General features: G+C 36.2%; 19 protein-coding genes, 1 tRNA gene and 1 pseudogene. 11 read left to right on the top strand and 10 right to left on the bottom strand.

Translation table 11 applies throughout. The features are described from left to right. Positions 1 to 89 precede the first annotated feature (89 nt). Positions 90 to 338, top strand: a complete 249-nt coding sequence (locus F3H01_RS08500) for a hypothetical protein (RefSeq protein ID WP_087586751.1) — start codon at positions 90 to 92, stop codon at positions 336 to 338. A 130-nt stretch (positions 339 to 468) separates the two neighbouring features. Here the strand turns inward: F3H01_RS08500 and F3H01_RS08495 are convergent, their stop codons facing one another. Genes F3H01_RS08495 through F3H01_RS08475 form a run of 5 tightly spaced genes read right to left on the bottom strand, consistent with a single transcriptional unit; the run spans position 469 to position 6,432 of the window. Beyond that, on the bottom strand, positions 469 to 2,202 hold the full coding sequence (locus tag F3H01_RS08495) for an ATP-binding protein (RefSeq protein WP_149725485.1): 1,734 nt from the start codon (positions 2,200 to 2,202) through the stop codon (positions 469 to 471). Continuing rightward, positions 2,202 to 3,878, bottom strand: a complete 1,677-nt coding sequence (locus tag F3H01_RS08490) for a fatty acid--CoA ligase (protein ID WP_149725484.1) — start codon at positions 3,876 to 3,878, stop codon at positions 2,202 to 2,204. Before F3H01_RS08490 ends, F3H01_RS08495 begins: the two co-directional genes overlap by 1 nt. A 12-nt stretch (positions 3,879 to 3,890) precedes the next feature. Beyond that, positions 3,891 to 5,117, bottom strand: coding sequence for an OmpP1/FadL family transporter (locus tag F3H01_RS08485; protein ID WP_149725483.1), 1,227 nt, complete (start codon positions 5,115 to 5,117; stop codon positions 3,891 to 3,893). Beyond that, positions 5,114 to 5,965, bottom strand: a complete 852-nt coding sequence (nfo, locus tag F3H01_RS08480) for a deoxyribonuclease IV (protein WP_149725482.1) — start codon at positions 5,963 to 5,965, stop codon at positions 5,114 to 5,116. Before nfo ends, F3H01_RS08485 begins: the two co-directional genes overlap by 4 nt. Then, the gene (locus F3H01_RS08475) at positions 5,962 to 6,432 is read right to left on the bottom strand and encodes a hypothetical protein (RefSeq protein ID WP_149725481.1); all 471 of its coding nucleotides are present in this window, start codon (positions 6,430 to 6,432) and stop codon (positions 5,962 to 5,964) included. The genes nfo and F3H01_RS08475 overlap by 4 nt, the downstream gene beginning before the upstream one ends. A 68-nt stretch (positions 6,433 to 6,500) precedes the next feature. Here F3H01_RS08475 and F3H01_RS08470 point away from each other — a divergent pair. Beyond that, positions 6,501 to 6,575 (top strand) — tRNA-Glu (locus F3H01_RS08470). An 82-nt stretch (positions 6,576 to 6,657) separates the two neighbouring features. On the opposite strand, the gene F3H01_RS08465 is transcribed toward F3H01_RS08470, so the two are convergent. Further along, on the bottom strand, positions 6,658 to 7,218 hold the full coding sequence (locus tag F3H01_RS08465; RefSeq protein ID WP_107709444.1) for a manganese efflux pump MntP: 561 nt from the start codon (positions 7,216 to 7,218) through the stop codon (positions 6,658 to 6,660). A 108-nt stretch (positions 7,219 to 7,326) separates the two neighbouring features. On the opposite strand from F3H01_RS08465, the gene F3H01_RS08460 reads away from it, so the two are divergent. Further along, a complete protein-coding gene (locus F3H01_RS08460; RefSeq protein WP_149725480.1) occupies positions 7,327 to 8,076 on the top strand; it encodes a DUF4197 domain-containing protein in 750 nt (249 codons plus the stop codon). After that, positions 8,073 to 8,954, top strand: a complete 882-nt coding sequence (locus F3H01_RS08455) for a DMT family transporter (protein WP_149725479.1) — start codon at positions 8,073 to 8,075, stop codon at positions 8,952 to 8,954. Before F3H01_RS08460 ends, F3H01_RS08455 begins: the two co-directional genes overlap by 4 nt. On the opposite strand, the gene F3H01_RS08450 is transcribed toward F3H01_RS08455, so the two are convergent. Further along, a complete protein-coding gene (locus F3H01_RS08450) occupies positions 8,951 to 9,676 on the bottom strand; it encodes a class I SAM-dependent methyltransferase (protein WP_149725478.1) in 726 nt (241 codons plus the stop codon). The two genes, F3H01_RS08455 and F3H01_RS08450, sit on opposite strands and share 4 nt — an antisense overlap. 46 nt (positions 9,677 to 9,722) lie before the next feature. Between F3H01_RS08450 and F3H01_RS08445 the strand changes: the two genes are divergently transcribed. Then, positions 9,723 to 10,115 (top strand): acyl-CoA thioesterase, encoded by a 393-nt coding sequence (locus F3H01_RS08445; protein WP_149725477.1) that lies wholly within the window; start codon positions 9,723 to 9,725, stop codon positions 10,113 to 10,115. Here F3H01_RS08445 and F3H01_RS08440 read toward each other — a convergent pair. Beyond that, positions 10,106 to 10,465 (bottom strand): Fur family transcriptional regulator, encoded by a 360-nt coding sequence (locus tag F3H01_RS08440; protein ID WP_149725476.1) that lies wholly within the window; start codon positions 10,463 to 10,465, stop codon positions 10,106 to 10,108. The genes F3H01_RS08445 and F3H01_RS08440 overlap by 10 nt on opposite strands. A gap of 147 nt (positions 10,466 to 10,612) precedes the next feature. Between F3H01_RS08440 and F3H01_RS08435 the strand changes: the two genes are divergently transcribed. Genes F3H01_RS08435 through F3H01_RS08420 form a run of 4 tightly spaced genes read left to right on the top strand, consistent with a single transcriptional unit; the run spans position 10,613 to position 14,647 of the window. Then, positions 10,613 to 11,548 (top strand): metal ABC transporter solute-binding protein, Zn/Mn family, encoded by a 936-nt coding sequence (locus F3H01_RS08435; protein ID WP_149725475.1) that lies wholly within the window; start codon positions 10,613 to 10,615, stop codon positions 11,546 to 11,548. Between the two features lie 3 nt (positions 11,549 to 11,551). Further along, on the top strand, positions 11,552 to 13,057 hold the full coding sequence (locus tag F3H01_RS08430; RefSeq protein ID WP_149725474.1) for a nickel/cobalt transporter: 1,506 nt from the start codon (positions 11,552 to 11,554) through the stop codon (positions 13,055 to 13,057). Continuing rightward, positions 13,054 to 13,839, top strand: coding sequence for a metal ABC transporter ATP-binding protein (locus F3H01_RS08425; RefSeq protein ID WP_149725473.1), 786 nt, complete (start codon positions 13,054 to 13,056; stop codon positions 13,837 to 13,839). Before F3H01_RS08430 ends, F3H01_RS08425 begins: the two co-directional genes overlap by 4 nt. A 1-nt stretch (position 13,840) precedes the next feature. Further along, complete coding sequence (locus F3H01_RS08420; RefSeq protein ID WP_054195991.1) at positions 13,841 to 14,647, top strand: metal ABC transporter permease; 807 nt, start codon at positions 13,841 to 13,843, stop codon at positions 14,645 to 14,647. Here the strand turns inward: F3H01_RS08420 and F3H01_RS08415 are convergent. Together F3H01_RS08415 and F3H01_RS08410 are read right to left on the bottom strand one after the other, a co-directional pair. Then, complete coding sequence (locus F3H01_RS08415) at positions 14,628 to 15,959, bottom strand: MATE family efflux transporter (protein WP_149725472.1); 1,332 nt, start codon at positions 15,957 to 15,959, stop codon at positions 14,628 to 14,630. The two genes, F3H01_RS08420 and F3H01_RS08415, sit on opposite strands and share 20 nt — an antisense overlap. A gap of 248 nt (positions 15,960 to 16,207) precedes the next feature. After that, positions 16,208 to 16,654 carry a type II secretion system protein gene (locus F3H01_RS08410; RefSeq protein ID WP_149725471.1) on the bottom strand — a complete coding sequence of 149 codons (447 nt, stop codon included), beginning with the start codon at positions 16,652 to 16,654 and terminating at the stop codon, positions 16,208 to 16,210. Between the two features lie 155 nt (positions 16,655 to 16,809). Between F3H01_RS08410 and F3H01_RS08405 the strand changes: the two genes are divergently transcribed. Further along, positions 16,810 to 17,682 (top strand): cytochrome-c peroxidase, encoded by an 873-nt coding sequence (locus tag F3H01_RS08405; RefSeq protein ID WP_149725470.1) that lies wholly within the window; start codon positions 16,810 to 16,812, stop codon positions 17,680 to 17,682. Next, positions 17,672 to 17,980, top strand: a pseudogene (locus tag F3H01_RS09510) (hypothetical protein); the annotation flags it as partial. The gene F3H01_RS08405 and the pseudogene F3H01_RS09510, both read left to right, overlap by 11 nt.

The raw sequence follows: 17,980 nt of genomic DNA, 5'->3' as shown, positions 1-17,980 counted from the left end.
TTATCTCTTTTTTGTTCAGAAAAGTGCTGCTACAAAAAGTGCGAAGAAGTGAGAAGCGGTAAACCTTTTTAAGATAGCAAGCAATACATATGCCAGTGGTTCTTTTTGTAGCTTATGATAGCTATATTCTATTCAATATTTTTAGCAATGAAAAACTACTTTACCTTTGCGATTTTATATTTTGCAATAAAGGTAGTAACAAAATTTCAAAATTTTGGGGCTTTTTTGATAAAAAATTGCTTGTTTGTAAATGCTGTGGTAGTGAATTTGAGATAAATGAGCGAGCTAAATTTATACTAAACGATTATGAGTGGATGTCTATCCTACTTTGGCTTTGAGTAGTGACACTCGTACAAATTTTAATAGATGAAAAAGAAAATTTGTCGGTACTTTGGTTTTTGTCGTGTCGCAAAGCATCATCTTACTGCTGATCCCATACAAAATGACTAGGATCAGGAGAGAGAAGGCCTAAGAGCCAAATCCCATCTTTTTATCCTCGCCAAAGCTAGAGTTTAGCTCGCGCTCTATCGTCGTTTTGAAGTCCTCAAAGGTAAAAATCCCATCATCTTTTATGGCAACTTTTAAGGCGGTATTTTTTAGCGCAAGGACGATCTGAGCACCACTTAGGCTAAACTCGGCCAGCCTTTCTACGCTAAAGCCATCTTCAAAGCTCGCATTTTCAGGTAAAATTTTACGCCAAATGGCAAGGCGGCCGTTAAAATCAGGCTTTTTAAATTCGATCTTGTAGTCAAACCTTCTAGAAAACGCCACGTCAAGGCTTTGTAAGAAATTTGTCGTAGCGATCAGCACACCCTCAAAGCGTTCAATCTGCTCTAAAAAGATATTTTGCATTTGGTTATGCATCTTCTCAGCGCCACTTGAGCTCTCCACTCTCGTGCTTAAAAACTGATCGGCTTCATTTAGTAAAAGCACTGGCTCACTGCCGCTTTTTTTGCAAATTTCTTTGTAAGTATCAAAAATTTTCCTTACATTTTGCTCGCTCTCGCCGACATATTTGCTCAAAATTTTTGAGCAGTCAAAGCTTAGAATTTGCTTCTTTAGGCTCTTTGCAAGCCCAACGGCGCTCATGGTTTTACCAGTGCCAGGCTCGCCGTAAAAGATGATCTTGGCGTCTATATTTTTCCTAGTTTTTATCCCCCAGTTGCTAAGTCTAGCCAGCACTTTTTTATCTACTTGCTTTAATATCGTGCTTAAAAGCTGCTTTGTCTTTTCGTTTAGCACGACGTCTTCTAGGCTAGTTACTGGCTCGATGAGCTCAAAAATTTCTTGCTCTTTTACCAGGCTTTCGATCTTGATTTTCTTGCTGTTTTTATCATTTTTTGGGTGCATTATGCTTTGCAAAATTTCTTCATTTATGAAAAAGCTCTTGCTTACATTGCCGTAAGCGTTTAAAACCTCATCATAATCAATCAGCGCACCTTCAATGAGCCTTGAGCCATCCTCTAAAAGAGTGCGATTTTTGATGCGCTCAAGCTCGTCTTTGCTTATTAGCCCAACTAGCGTGTTTAGATCGCGGCCATTTTCAAAATCTCCCGCATATTCCTCTTTTAAAAGGGCTAAAAATATGATCTGCTCTTTTTCGTCAAGCAAATTTTCTTTAAAAATTTTCTCTATCTTTAGGCTGATCTTGCTTAGTTTTACGCGCTTGTTTATGCGTTTTGTAAGCTCAGAAATTTGCTCATTAATTCGCTTTTTGGCATCACTTGAGCCATCGCCAAAAATGGCAGCCTTTGAGTAAAGCTCCACCTTTAAAAACTGATCTTTTAAATACTCCAAATGATCCTCATATGGCGTAAGCTCTGGTAGATTTATATCAGCGTTGCCATCTTCAAGAATTTTTAAAAATGTGGCTGATAGAGAAATTTCAGAATGAAGCAAAGAAAGAAGCCCTTGAGCTGAAGCCCTTTGCGTGCTCTCAGGTATTTTAAAAAGACTATAATTTTGTACAATCCAACCGCTATCAAGCAAATTTTTTATAAATTTTAGATACAAAAGCTGCTTATCATTTTGCGTGCCAAAGACTGCTCCAAGTAGCTCAAAAACACTCATATTAGCTGTTCCTTGCACATAAGCTTTACTTAGATATTTTAGGATTTCTCCCTCTTCGTCGCCGCACTTTATCAGCTCATAAATTTTGCTTTTTTTAAGGTCCTGGTTTAAAAAATCAAGCAAGTATTTCACTAAAATTTATCCTTCATCTGCTCTATTTGCTCTTTTAATACACGTTTTAACACCTTACCAGTAGCATTTCTAGGCAACTCTTCGGCAAAATAGATACTCTTTGGTATCTTGAAATTTGCTAAATTTTTCTTCAAATGCTCCCTTACCGTCTTTTCATCAAGATCCATGCCCTCTTTTACCTGAATAAATGCCACAACCTCTTCATCGGCATGTATGTCTTTTACGCCGATGACTGCTGTTGCTTCGACTGCTTCAAGTTTGTAAATAACCTCTTCGATCTCGCGCGGATAGATGTTAATGCCCTTTGATATGATAAGGTCTTTTTTACGATCAACGATATAGATAAAGCCCTCTTCATCGACTTTTCCAAGATCTCCGGTCTTTAACCAGCCGTTTATTATGGTCTCATCAGTGATGCTTGGCATACCATAGTAGCCTTGCATGACGCAGTCGCCCTTTACAATGATCTCACCGATCTGGCCAACTGGAAGCTCCATCATCTCATCATTTACGATCTTTACCTCATAACCATCAAGCACAGGCCCTACGCTTAAAAGCTTTTGTTTATCATATAAATTTGCAGCTACAACTGGCGAGCATTCACTAAGGCCATATCCCTCAACAAGTGTTGCGCGTGGAAATTTCACTCTAAAGTCATCTATCGTCTGCTTTGCAAGCGGAGCAGCACCGCTTACAAATAATCTAATGCGGTTAAACCATCTAAAATACCAAGGAATTTTTGCCTTGCCGATAGCTGTATAGATAGCTGGAATTCCTAAGAATACAGTTACACGCTTTAGCAAGGTTTGTTTTAGTACATTTGAAAATGGAAATACCGACTTTACAAGAACCATCGAAGCACTCGCAAATATTGGGAGCAAAACCATTGCAGTTAGCGTAAAACTATGAAACATCGGTAAAAATACGATAAACCTATCGCTTTTTTTCACTATAAAACGATCATGAGCTCCAATTAAATTTGAAAAGATATTTTTATAGCTTATCATCGCACCTTTTGGCTTACCAGTAGTGCCTGAAGTGTAAATTATGTGCATTAAATCATCTATTACCGGATGCTTTGCGATACTAAGAGCATATTTGTGATTTAAAGCTTCAGTGAAATTTACATTTTTAATGACACCATTATTTTCATAGCCCTTGCTCATATCCTCTTTTGAAATTTGAGGCGTTGAAGTGAGATACGCACTTTCTCCATACTCTTCGTCAATACTTGCGTATTCGTCCTTTGAGGCACTTTGAAGTTTTTTTGGTGTTGGTCCGATCCAGATTATCTTTCTTAAAATTTCAAGATCATTTAGGGCGATAAGCTCTTTAGCTAGCGAGCTAGAGGCAAAAAGCACCTTTGCACCGCAATCATTTATGATATATTCAAACTCGTTTGCTTTTAAAAAAGTATTCATAGGCACTGCGATACCGCCTATTGCTGTTATCGCAAGGTATGAGATGATAAATTCTTTTGAGTTTGTAACCGCCATAGCTACTTTATCACCAAATTTTACTCCAGCAAGTTGCAAATAAGCTGCCACTTTATCGACATTTTCTTTTAGTTCACGATATTTTAGCTTCTCTTTTTCTTCAAAAAGAACTACTTGATTTGGATTTTCCTTTGCTACTTTGGTTAAAATTTCATAAAAATTATTATAAGAGTATCGCATTATAGACCCTAACTAAAATGTATATTTAAAAGTCGTACCAAGGATTTGGATCGTACCAGTATCAAATTCCCCTGACATTTTTGTAGCAATACTGTTGGTAATACCTGTCGCACGCTTCTTATCACGGTGTTGATAAACATATCCAAGTGCCATTTCAAGATTTGGTGTAAATTTATAATTTACACCAAAAGAATATACCTTAGACGTAGTATTTGGAAGCTCTAAACCAGTATGCTTACTGCTTGTAATATCCTCATCATAAGCAAAGCCAGCCATTAATCTAAGCTTTTCATTGACATCATAGGCAAGACCCAATCTATACGTATTTGTATCTTTTGCATTTTTAATAACTGGATCATCCATGAATCTTGCAAAAGCTGGATGCGAGTGAGCTGGACCTTTATCCATGTATTCAAAGTCATAGCCTTTAAATTTAGACCAATACGTCCTCTCAAAAGCTAGCAAAAGAGTAAAGTCGCTAAATTTATATCCAGTTGCAAGTACAAGCTGTGCAGGAAGTGGGATCTCGACTTTTGTTTTGCCATGGTAGCTTATAGGTAGGTTATAAAAGTCAGCATCTGTATGGCCTTTAAGTTCTAAATTTACATTTGAGCGATAAGTAACGGCAAAACTTAAATCCTCAATAGGTCTATAAGTAAGTGCAACATTATAGCCATAGCCCATACCATCGCCTTTTATCTCTCTGTAGCCTATTCGTCCAAAGTCACTTGCTATCTTACCTTTGGTGTAAACGCCTCTAGCACCAAGAGCAACGGCAAGTTTATCGTTTATGCGGTAAGCCACGGTTGGATTTAGCTCAACAACTTGCAGCTTAAACCTTTTAGCGGTAAATGCGGTAGCTGGATCCTCCCATGATACACCAACAGCAGCAGGAACGGCAAGAGCTAAACCAAATTTCCAGTTTTCATAAATTTCTGGCGTTACAAAACTAAATGTACCAGCTAGCGAGTCAAATTTTTCTGACCTGTAGCTTTTGCCACTATCACTTTTAAACTCGAGCTTATTTATATGAAACCAGCCGAAGGTACTTTCTATGTGATGGCGTCCATCTAAAAACATCATATTTGCTGGGTTAAAATATGCCGCATCAGCCCCAAAACTAAAGGCTACGTTACTAGCAGCAAGACCTAAAGAATCAGCACTTTGCTCAGGAACCTTATAACCTCCAGCATTTAGCAAAGTAGATGCTATAATAATGCTTAATAGCACTTTTTTCATAGTTTTTCCTTTTCGAAATTTCTTAAAATTTTTATCTCGTCTTCCCAAATACTCTCGTCAATCGTCTCTAATATTAAAGGAATTTCGCCTATTTTATCATCATTTATTATATTTCTAAAAGCACTAAATCCAAGCTCGCCCTTGCCAAGGCTCTCGTGCCTATCTTTTTTTGAGCCAAGTCCAAATTTTGCATCATTTAAATGCATGCCAGATAAAAATTTATAGCCAATGATCGCATCAAATTCCCCCATCGTCTTATCGTAGTCTTCTTTACTTCTTAGATCATATCCAGCAGCAAATGCGTGACAGGTATCAAAGCAAACACCAACCCTACTCTCATCGTCTACTCGTTCTATTAAATAAGCAATCTGCTTAAAACTAAAGCCTAAATTTGAGCCTTGCGCAGCTGTATTTTCGATGACTAGCTTTACACCGCTTGTGCGTTTAAGTGCCACGTTCATGCAGCTTGCGATATTATCTAAGCACTCTTTTTCACTTATTTGTTTTAGGTGCGAGCCTGGATGAAAATTTAAAAGCTCTAGCCCAAGCTTACTGGCGCGATCTATCTCATCCACAAAGGCCTCAAGCGACTTTGCTCTTGCCTCCTCATCTGGATGGCCTAAATTTATCAAGTAACTGCTGTGTGGCAAAACATGCTTTGTGTTTATGCCAGAAATTTTTAGATTTTCTTTAAACTGCTCTATTTCACTAGCACTTAGCTCTTTTGCATTCCACTGGCGTTGATTTTTTGTAAAAAGCGCAAAGGCATTTGCTCCTATTTTTGCAGCATTTAAAGGTGCATTAAACACGCCTCCAGCCGCACTTACGTGAGCTCCTATGTATCTCATTTTAACTCTTTTATTATCACTCTTATTTTATTTTTGCTATCTACAAATTTGACGTAGTTGTCGCAAACCTCGTATTTTATAAAATATGAACTTAGATCTTGACTAAAACCACACTCCGTATTTATCAAGCCTTTGCCATCATAAATCTTTTCTTTTTGCAAAATTTCTTCAAAAAGGCTCTCATAGTGCGGGGCTAGAAAAAATTTCTCATTAAACTCAGTCTTGTTAAAGCAAGCATTATTTATGCAAATTTTATCTCTTATGCTTATATTTGCGGTGTTTACGCCAGAACTATAAATTTGCAAATTTAGCTCATTTTTATATTTATGGAAAAATCCAACGTCATTTATCTTGATCATCGGAGAAAATAAAGTAACTTGAAAAGCTTGCGAATTTTGCGGCGTTTTAGTAGCCACGCAACCTGTAAAAATAAAAACAGACAACAAAGTAAATAAAAAATTTTTCAAAAATTTTTCCTTATTAATCTAAAATTAAGTATAAAAGAAATATAATCCCAACTTCATAACCGACATGTGGCCCATTCGTCTAGCGGTTAGGACATCGCCCTTTCACGGCGGTAACACGAGTTCGAGTCTCGTATGGGTCACCACTTCTAAAAATTAAAATCTTATCCATATAAGCTTTAAAATATAGTTAATCTTAAATATTATTTTTAATTTTTATTTTAAATTTTACTGGACTGTGCCGCTTTCAATTAAATGCGTTATTAAAATTTTAAAACCTAGAAAAATTAATATCGCTCCTCCCAAAAAGAGCGCCTTTTTTTCTAAAATTTCACCCATAAATTTACCTATATAAAAAGCAATCAAACTTAATGCAAAGCAGACTACGCCGATGATGAGCGAGCTTTGAAAGATGTTTATCTCTTCAAAGCTAAGTGTGACACCAACGGCAAGAGCATCCACACTAGTAGCAAATGCTCCATACAAAATAGTCTTAAATCCTATCTTAAGATACTCGCACTCCCCTTTGCTACAGGCCTCTTTAAACATTCTAAAACCAAGAAAACAGAGTATAAAAAATGCGATAAAATGATCGATTGAGCTTATAAATTTTGCAAAACTAACACCTAAAAGATAGCCAAGAAGTGGCATGAGAAACTGAAAAAAGCCAAGCATAAAAGCGATAAATAAAATTTTATTAAGAGCTAAATTTTTATACCTTGCGCCATTTGCCATATTTAGTGCCGCGCTATCCATACTAAGAGCGAAGCTAAGAAGTAAAAGTTGCATAGTCTTCCTTTAAAAAAGGGTAAATTCTAGTGCAAAAAGATTAAATTTATTTTAAGTGTTTAGATATTTTTTGTATGATTTTGCTTTAAATTTAAAAAAGGAGAGAAGATGAAAAGATCTCTTGTTATTCTTTATGGCGCGCTTGCTTTAAATTTACAAGCCACAAATATGGACGATATGATAAACAAAGGCGTTAAAATCGCCACTCACGCATCAAGTGGAGATTACAAAAGCCTAGTTAGCGAGGCGCTAAATGCCGCTGTTAGCGAGCTTTCAAAAGAGGGCTTTATAAACAATGCCACAGCTAAAATTCCACTTCCAAAAAGCCTTGAGATGGCGTCAAATTTAGCCAAAAAAGTAGGTGGTGAGAAGTGGGCGCAGGACCTTAGCAAGTCGATAAACAACGCTGCGACCACAGCCGTGCCAAAGGCTGCTGAAATTTTTAGCGAAAGCATAAAAAATATGAGCGAAGCAGATGTCAAAAAGCTCTTTAACGGTGGCAGTGACAGCGTTACGAAGTATTTAGAGAAAAGCTCAAGCCAAAAGCTAAAGGCAGCTTTTACTCCGATAATTGAAAAAATGATGAGCGAAAATAGCTTCGCGACTGCCTATAATGGGCTAAATTCTTTCATCGTCGGCTCAGCAAAAAATAATGAAACGATAAAATCAGTAAAGAGCCTAGCTAAAAATTTAGGTGCAAGCGAGTATGTACCAGATGACGGCGAGGACCTAAATGCATATATCACAAGAAAGACGCTAGATGGGCTATTTAACGTGATGAGCGAGAAAGAGAAGGGGCTAAGAAGTGGCTTTAACCTAGATAGTGGCAAAAAGGTACTTGACTCGATCTTTAAATGAAAAATTCAAGCGCGCAAAATAGAGCCGACATCGCACTCATTGTAGTTGCCATCGTTTGGGGCGCTACGTTTTTACCTATGGCAAACGCACTAAAAACAAACAGTGTCTTTGTCATGCTCTTTTGTAGATTTTTTATTTCCGCTATCTTTATGGGGCTTATAGCATTTAAATTTTCTAAAATTTTTGATAAAAAAAGTGTAGTTTATGGCACTATCCTTGGCGTAGTTCTCTTTGGCTCATTTGTTGCTCAAACTTACGCTCTAAAACTTACTTTTAGCTCAAGTGTTGCCTTTATTACAGGGCTTGAGTGTGTGATCGTGCCTTTTATGACAGCACTCATTTTTAAAAATAAAATAACTATTTTTGCTATTTTGGGGGCGCTTGTTGCCATTTTTGGGCTTTGGCTCTTAAGTGGCGCCACGCTAGCACTTGGGAGCGGCGAGGCACTTGCCCTACTTTGTGCCATATTTTACGCACTTTACACGAGCTTAAATGGCCACTTTGTAAGAAAATGTGAGCTTTATCTACTCGTATTTGTGGTATTTCTTACAGTCTCTTTACTCTCATTTGTCTTTGCATTTATTGAAGGTAGTGTGGTGCCAAATTACGATAGGGAATTTTTTATAGCAATTTTTATCACTACATTTATTGGCACCATTTTTTGCTACTTTGTACAAACCATTGCTCAAAGATATACAACAGCCAGCAAAGCAGCTTTATTTTTCTGTCTTGAACCAGTTTCTGCTGGCTTTATTGGCTATTTTTTCGCTGGTGAAAAGCTAACACTCATACAAATTTTTGGCGCAATCTTAATAATCTTTGGAGTTATCTTTAGCGAATTTGGTAAAAATTTTTTCTCTAGATCAAAACTAGTTTAAAAGACAAAAAACTTCATCTGCGACTCTATTTTCTCATCTATAAACTCGCCGTCAAATCTCTCTTTTAACATCGCTAAAACCACCTTTTCATCGTAGTTTTTAGCTCCGTTTATCTCAAGGTGCCAGCAGATGTTCTCAGCAGCTTCTTGCACACTTCGTCTTGCGATCCTTGTCTCGTTTAAAATTTCACTCTTATAAGAAATACTCTGCTCATTTAGCCACGCTTCAAGCCTGTTTACGACGTTTTTTTGAGATAGCGTGCGGCCAAATTTTTCAAAAAATGGCTCAAGCAGATCAGAGCTTCTAGGCTTATCCCAGCCAAGATAGAGCTTTTGCTTGGCACAGTTTTGAAATTTCAAAAAATCCTCGTCGCTCGCAATGGCTGGGCTCATCGTACAAATAGCGATATCAAAGCGCTTTGTGGGCTTAAATTCTCTCCACGAACAAACCTCGCTGGTTAAATTTGTCACGCCAAATCTTTTTGCGTCCTCATTTAAAATTTCTATCATCTTCTCCGAGCTATCAATGCCAGTTACGCTTTTGGCGGTTTTTGATAAAAATATGCTCCAAACACCGGTACCACAGCCTATATCAAGAATTTCTTTGCCGCTAAAGTCCATCCCCCAAGCTAAGGCTTTGCCATAAATTTGCTGCTGGATAGTGCTGATCTTGCCATCAAACCTTTGGTAGTTTGACGCCTTTTTATCCCATAAATTTTGCATTTTAGCTCCTTATTTTTGGTTATAATTCTAGCAAAAAAGGCCAGAAATGAAAGATTTTATCTACAAAGTAATAATCCCGCCACAAGCCATAGATATGCACGGACACATGAATAATGTCTATTATTTCACTCTTATGCAAGAGGCTGCATTCGCACACTCTGCAGCGGTTGGCGACACGGTCGAGGCGCAGTATAAAAGAGGCGAGATCTGGCTCATTAGAAAAAATGAAGCCAAATATATAAAAAGCGTAAAATTAATGGATGAGATAGAAATTCATACTTACACACAAGCTGAAGGCAAGGCGACTTCGTGTAGATATTTTGAGTTTAAAAAAGATGACGAGCTAATAGCAACTGGCAAGACCGAGTTTGTTTACGTTGATATAAAAACAAATCGCCCAAAAGCCATTCCAGCTGAGATCATCGCTCTTTACTCGTGACCACACTCATCACAAACGCCTTTTATCACGGCACTTTTTATATTTTTAGCGACGTTTAGATGGGGCATATCGATGTTTGTGACTTTATGACAGATATCGCAGATAAAGTACGCTTTTGCCTCATTTGCTAGTTCGTAGTAGCTTTTATGATTATTTTCGGTTTTTATGACAAGGCCTTTTTTTTCAAAAATTTCTATGCTTCTATAAAAAGTAGTTTTATTTGCATTAAGGCTTTCTAAAATTTCATCATAGCTTAATGGAGTTTTGGCATTTTGCAAAATTTCAACGAGCTTTATGCGAAAAGTAGTTGCCTTAATACTATGCTCTTCTAAGAAATTTCTTACATTCATCCTTGCCCTTTTTATTTTTTGTATATTAACGCTAAAAGTTTTAAATTTCATTTAAAAAGCACTATATTTAGGCTTTTGTTCTTTAAGTTGCAACCAAGTTGCAATTTGCTAAACTTCCGCAATATTTTTTCAAACAAAGGAGAGATGGTGAGAAAGATTTTTGTTTTTTTAGTAGTTTGCGCTTTGTCGCTTTTTGCAAAGCCAATTGTTACGACTAGTATATTGCCTACAAAATTTTTTGTTGAGCAGATCGCTGGTGATACACTAAGCGTAAATACAATGGTTGGCAAAGGTGCTGATCCGCACACTTATGAGCCAAAGCCAAAACAGATGAAGGAGCTTGAAAAGAGCGAGCTTTACTTTGCTATTGGCATTGAGTTTGAAGATACTTGGCTAGAGCGTTTTTCAAAATCTTTTAAAAATTTACACATTGTAAAAACACAAGAAGGCATCGAAAAGATCGCTATGAGCGATGAACACGAGCATCATGAACACCATGAACATCACGAGCACAAGCATGAGGGCGAGCATAAACATGAACATCACGAGCATCATGACCATGACCACGAAGCTGGCGAACATCATCACCATCATCATGACGGCCTTGATCCGCACATTTGGCTTGATCCAGTTTTAGTAAAAACTCAAGCTGATAATATAGCTAAGGCATTAATAGAGAAATTCCCGCAAAATGCAAAGCTCTATGAGGAAAATTTAGCTAAATTTAAAGCTAATCTTGACGAGCTTGATAGCTTTATCAAAAATACTCTAAAAGATGTTAAAACTCGCGAATTTATCGTATACCACCCATCTTGGGGATATTTTGCAAAACGCTATAACTTAGAGCAAATCGCTATCGAGATAGAGGGCAAAGAGCCAAAACCAGCTGAGCTAAAAGAGCTCATCGAAGAGGCTAAAGAGCACGGCGTAAAGGTTATTTTCGTAGCTCCACAGTTTCCAACAAAGGCTGCAAATTTAGTAGCAAAAGAGACTGGCTCAAAGGTTATAAGCATTGATCAGCTCCCAGAAAATTGGCTAGATGAGATGAAAAAAACAGCAGAAATTTTTGCTAAGAGTCTATAAAAGATGTTAGCACGCCTGATTGTCATTTGCTTATTTGCTATAAATGCCTTCGGGTGTGCTCTTTGCTCGCTTTATAGTCCAACCGCTCACGTGAGTGTAAAATTTGACTCAAACGAAAACAATATCACTACAATTGCTTTTTCATGGACATTTTCGCAAAATTTCTCAGAGCTTATGAGGCAAAATTTTGACATAAATCAGGATGAAAAGATAGATGAAAGCGAGATCAAAAAGATCCGCTTAAATTTACTTGATTATCTTGTGCCAAGGCACTATTTAACGAATATTGAGTACTTTTACAAAGATGAAAATGCTACAAAGCTTGAGCTAAATTTAAAAAAGTATAAACTCTATTTTGATGAGGGCAGATTAAAATTTGATGTTAGTTTTAAGACAAATTTGCTTATCAAAGATGGCTTTGTGGTGTCTGTTGAAATGGACGATAAAGAGGGATATTTTAATTTTAAATTTACACAAAATAACGCATTTTTGGTATCAGATCAGTTTTGGACGATACCAAATCCAAATGCAAATTTAATATTTTTTACATTTTCAAGTAAAGCTGCAGCCAAAGCTCATAACGAAAAACCTGCATTAAAAGAGCTTCTAAAAGAGCCAAACTCAGTAAATTTTGAAGATGAAAATTTAAGCCAGATCGATAAGATCGATGAAGCTAAGTTTGATCTTGTTTCAAAAACAAGTCTAAGCATGCTTGATAGATTAAAGCAAATTCTAAGAAATTTTGATCAAAAAAGTCCGCTAACTCTGCTATTTTTAGCGCTCATATCATTTGGTTATGGCTTTTTGCATGCTGCATCTGCGGGACATGGCAAGGTGCTTACAAGCTCCTATTTTGCCGCAACCGGCGGAAGCTACGCCAAAGCCTTTTTCTTCTCTTTAAAGATCGGATTTTTACATGTTGTGGGCGCGTTTATTTTTGTGCTTGCTAGTTTTATGATATTGCGTGAGATCAGTAGCGATCTGACAAAAGATACAGCAAGCGTTACGACAGCATTTTCTGGCGTTATTATCTTTTTTGTAGCGATTTTTATGCTTTATAAAAAGGTCAAAATTTATCTTTCAAGTAAAAAAGAGTTAAATAAATTTTATATTTTTAGCTCAAGCTTAAGCCAAAATTTGAGTAAAAATACAAAATTTACTAGCGACTGTGGCTGTAATATATGTACTACAAAAAAACCAAAAAGCAAAGAAGAATGGCTAGTTGCAGCTGCTGCGGCACTTATTCCTTGTCCTGGCACGATACTTGTCTTTGTGCTAGCAAATGAGTTAGGCAGCTACTTTGCAGGCATTATAAGCGGCCTATTTATGGCGCTTGGCATGAGCGCAGTGATATTTTTAGCGGCTGTTTTTGGAGCCAAGATAAATGAGAGCACAAACATTAAGTTAAAAAAGTTTAAAATCTATGCCGAATTTATGGCTCTTAGCGTTATGCTTTGGCTTGGACTTTTTATTTTTACTACGACATTTACGCAAAAGAGTCTATTTTGAAAGAAATTATAAAAATTAGAAATTTAAACTTTAGCTACGATAAGCAAGTGGTTTTAGAGGGTATCAATTTAGATTATAGTAGCGATGAATTTTTAGCTATCATCGGTCCAAATGGTGGCGGTAAAAGTACGCTTTTAAAGCTTATTTTAGGGCTACTTAAGCCTCAAAGTGGCGAGATAAAGCTCTTTGGAAAAGAGCCAAGCGAAGTCAGTAAATTTATAGGTTATGTGCCTCAAAATTTTCTCTCAAATCAAAGCTTTCCAATGATGGTTTTAGAAGTAGTTTTAATGGGGCTAATCGATAAAAAAATTTTTGGTTTTTACTCGCGAGCTGAGAAACAAATGGCTCTTGCAGCCCTTGAGAAAGTTGGCATGAAAGAATTTGCAAGCGCTAGAATTGGTGAGCTAAGCGGTGGCCAAAGACAGCGTGTATATATCGCAAGAGCGCTTTGTGCAAATGCAAAGGTTCTCGTTTTAGACGAGCCAACAGCTAGTATCGACACAAAGGGCCAGGCTGAAATTTATGAAATTTTAAAAAATATAAATGCAAGTGGTGTTGGTGTAGTTTTAGTAAGTCATGATCTAAATATCGTGCTAAATTATGCTACAAAAATCGCCTATGTGAGTAAAAATTTACATATTCATAAAACTCATGAAGATACCGCAAAAAGAGAATTTATAGAGCATTTAGCAAAATCTCATAGCCATTTTTGTGATGTTGAGATCGCACTTGGCGAATGTGAGTGCAAAATCAAAAGTAATGTTTTTAAGCTAAAGAGATAAAATGAGTGAAATTTTAGAGTTAAATTTTATGCAAAATGCCTTTATTGCTGGCATTTTAGTTAGTATCATTTGTGGGCTCATAGGCTCGCTCGTTGTTATAAATAAAATGACTTTTATCGCTGGCGGCATCGCGCACGGAGCGTATGGCGGCATCGGACTTGCCTTTTTCTTCTCGCTTGAACCACTTCTTGGCGCTAGTATATTTTCACTCTTTTTAGCCCTTATAATCGCCACTATCACGTTAAAAGATAAAACCAATATCGACTCAGTTATCGGTGCTATTTGGGCATTTGGCATGGCTATTGGCATCATTTTTATCGATTTAACTCCGGGATACAATGCCGATCTCATGAGCTATCTTTTTGGCTCTATTTTAGCAGTAAGCGGGCAAGATATAACATTTATGAGTATTTTAGATATCTTATTTTTAGCACTCATTGCCCTTTTTTACCGTCAATTTGTAGCTATTAGCTTTGACGCAGAGTTTGCAAAGTTGCGCGGTGTAAATACAACATTTTTTCACTATTTATTAGTGTGCATGATGGCACTTTGTGTGGTGGCTACGATTCGTGTTGTTGGGCTGATTCTAGTCATCGCTCTTCTTACTATACCGCCATATTTAGCACAAATTTTTGCCAAAAGACTTGGACTGATGATGCTAATCTCCACTATCTTTTCGGTCGTTTTTTGCTTTAGTGGCCTATTTATTAGCTTTTATTTTAACCTAACAGGCGGAGCTAGCATAATCTTAGTTGCTTCACTTTGCTTTTTTGCATTTTGTTTTAAATTTAAAAGCTTACGTCAGTAGCCATTCTTAACTGATAAAGCGTCCAAAAGACGAAGCAAATGGCTGTAAGATAGATGCTAAAAAATAGAGCCAGCCATATAAATTTTATCTCAAGACCAAAATAGAAGACTACCGCATAAAAAAGTGATCCTTGAAGCACAAATTGCCTAAATCCATTTAGCAAAAAGATAGCCACTGGACGTTTTATGGCCTGAAGAGTGCTGCCTGAGACATTTATTGTGCCATAAGCTACGTAAGCAAGAGAATTTATACCAAGATAAAGCCCTGCTATCTCCAAAACTGCCGGCGTATCATCAAAAATTCTTATCATATCTTCACCAAAAAATCTAATAAAAACACAAGCAAATGCACAATAAATAAGTAAAAAAAGAAGCGAAATTTTATAGCATTGTTTAGCTCTTTTAAAATTTTTAGCGCCATAGTTTCTTGAAACGATACTTAAAACTGCTGCAGCCATACCAATGGTCGGCAATACCAAAATTTGCTCTATCCTTAAAGCTATACCATATCCTGCTACGGCATTTACACCATAGTAGCTTATAAATTTTAAAAGTACAAGTGAGCCAAGTGACATCGATAGATAGTTTAAACAAGCTGGTAGAGCTTGCTTTGTAATCTTTGCCCAAATGCTAAAATTTGGCACAAAATAGCTTAAATTTCTTGGCTCAATCATCTTAGCTTTTTTAACTTTTACAAAAAGGTAGATCATGCCCAAAAGCTGAACACTAGCTGTTGCTAGAGCAAGTCCTTTTACACCAAGGCCCAAAATGAATGCAAAAAGGTAGCAAAAAAATGCGTTGATAAAAAGACCATAAAATAGCCAATTGCGATAACTTTTTGTATCTCCAAGTGCCACGAGCACGCCATTTAGAGATTTGATAATCAAGAAAAATGGTGCAGCAAGAAAGATAACACCTGCGTAATCAAGCGCCTCTTTTAAATAGTGATGATCAGCTCCTAAAAAAGTGAGTAAATTTGGTGCTAAAAAATAGCCACAAAACCCCATAAAAATAGCAAATACTAATACAAAGATAATTCCATTTGCCGCATAAAATTTAGCCATTTTTACTTTTCCTGCTCCAAGACTATTGCCTATTAGCGCAGTTAGTGCTGAGCCAAAACCAAGCCCAATGCCTACAATACTTAGATAAAGCAAAAAGCTCATAGCCATACCAGCTACGGCAAGGGTAGAAATTTTTGCTGCAAAAAATGTGCCAGTAACGTTATAAAGAGTATTAAACATCATTGCGGTGCCAGCTGGAAGCGAGAGCGAGATGATGAGCTTATTTAACGGGTCTTTTAGTAAATCCATGGCTTGATTTTACGTTTTTTATCTTTAAAATTTGTAAAGGATAAAATCAATTAAATTTAATAAAAGGCCATTACCTATTAGCATAAGTTAGGATTGATATCTTTTGGTAATGTATTAAATCTTAGAAAGCTTATTTTTATGTATATAAATTATTTGTGTAAAAAATTTATATTTCTATTAGTCTTTGCTGTATTAAAAATTTAGTAAGCCAAAAATCATAAAAAGCAAGGAAATACCTTGCTAAAATTTTATTTATATTTTATGCCCATGCCGCCAAATTTAAGCGTTCCAGCTGTCTTATTATCGCTACTTTCGATTAGAGCTTTAACATCTGCCAAGCCAGGTAATTCCCAAACTTGTTTGCAAAGGCCATCTGTTTTTATGGTGATGCCTATCTCTCCATTAGTATTATTTCCAGTACCTACTTCTAGGCATTTATCATTTTTTGCATTTACTGGATTTTTAACATTTGACATTTTTTTGACAGCTTTGTTAATATCCGAATCAGTAGCAAATTCACCTTGTGAAGTGTAGTAAGAACCCAAGTCCGAAATAAGTGTTTGTATATTTGAAGCAGTTTTTGATATCTCTGCATCATCCCTTGTTGCAGCTAGTTTTGGTATAGCAACCGCAGCTAATATACCCAATATAACGATCACGAAGATCAACTCAATCATCGTAAAGCCTTTTTTCATGACTTCTTCTCCCTGAAATATAAATATTTTCTAAATCGAGCGAATTGTATCATAAATTTCAAAAAACAATAAAATAACGTACTATATAAAAAATCAAAAATTTGCCGATATAAAATTTGCCGATATAAAAAAGAAAATTAAAAATTAGGGGCGTTATGAAGGGCGTTATAATTTGTCTATTTATCATCACGATTTCATTTTGTAAATATGAATCTTATAAACCTCTCATGGTAATAAAATATAATGAAGAAAAGGCTCTGCTTGGTAAAAAACTCTTTTTTGACAAAAGACTAAGCCCAAATGAAAACTACTCTTGCCAAACTTGTCACAACTTGTACTGGAATTTAAGTGGAAGCAACCAAGATAGCATGGAAAAAGGCACTTTAAATCCTCCAACCATATTAAATGCTGCAGCAAACTATCTATTTTATAGCGACGCAAGGATTAGCAATTTAAAAGATCAAGTAAAAGAGTCCATAACCTCTAGAATAGAACTAAACTCAGATAACGACAAGATAGTAGATTCTGTAAATAATATCTCTGAGTACAAAATTTTATTTAAAAAAATTTATAATGACGGTATTAATTTTGATAATATTGCAGATGCAATAGCTGAGTTTGAAAAGGCTGTCTTAAGTGTTGATTCGCCATTTGATCGTTTTATATCAGGTGATAACAATGCCATAGATGATAGTGCAAAGAAAGGATTTGAGATATTTAATAATATAGGCTGTGCCGCTTGTCACAATGGTAGAAATTTAGGAGGAAATTTGACACAAGATATTGGCCGAGAAAGAATTTCTGCCTTAGATACAAGCAAAAGATTAAGAAGAGTGCCATCACTAAGAAATATTACAAAAACTGCCCCATATTTATCTCATGGAGAGATAAACGATCTAAAAGAGGCTATAAGCTTTATTGGTAACTATCAGCTAGGACATGAGCTTAGCAAAGATGAAATTGATGCTTTATACTCATTTTTTCTGACATTAAATGGTAAAAAGCCTAGGATACTAAATGAGTACTAAACGAACAAGAACCGTACTTAGCTTCTTAGTAGCTATATTTTTCATTAGTGCATTTTTTATATATAAAGCAAATATAGCCATTGATACGGCTCATAAATTTGATGACGGGATTTTAAATCTAAAATTTATAGACAATGAGATAACTTTTTCTTTAAATAATATTTATGATGTCTCAAACTACGACAAACTCAATGCTGACATAAATTCTTTTGATACAAATTTAAGCAACCTTTCAATGCTTAGTGATGAGATGTTGTTATTTCATCAAAATGAAATAAAAAAAGACCTACAAAGCATA

The organism is Campylobacter concisus (assembly GCF_902460875.1).
GTDB lineage: Bacteria > Campylobacterota > Campylobacteria > Campylobacterales > Campylobacteraceae > Campylobacter_A > Campylobacter_A concisus_AA.
Note: the sequence above shows the minus strand (reverse complement) of the source record. Positions and strands in the feature narration are given on the sequence as shown.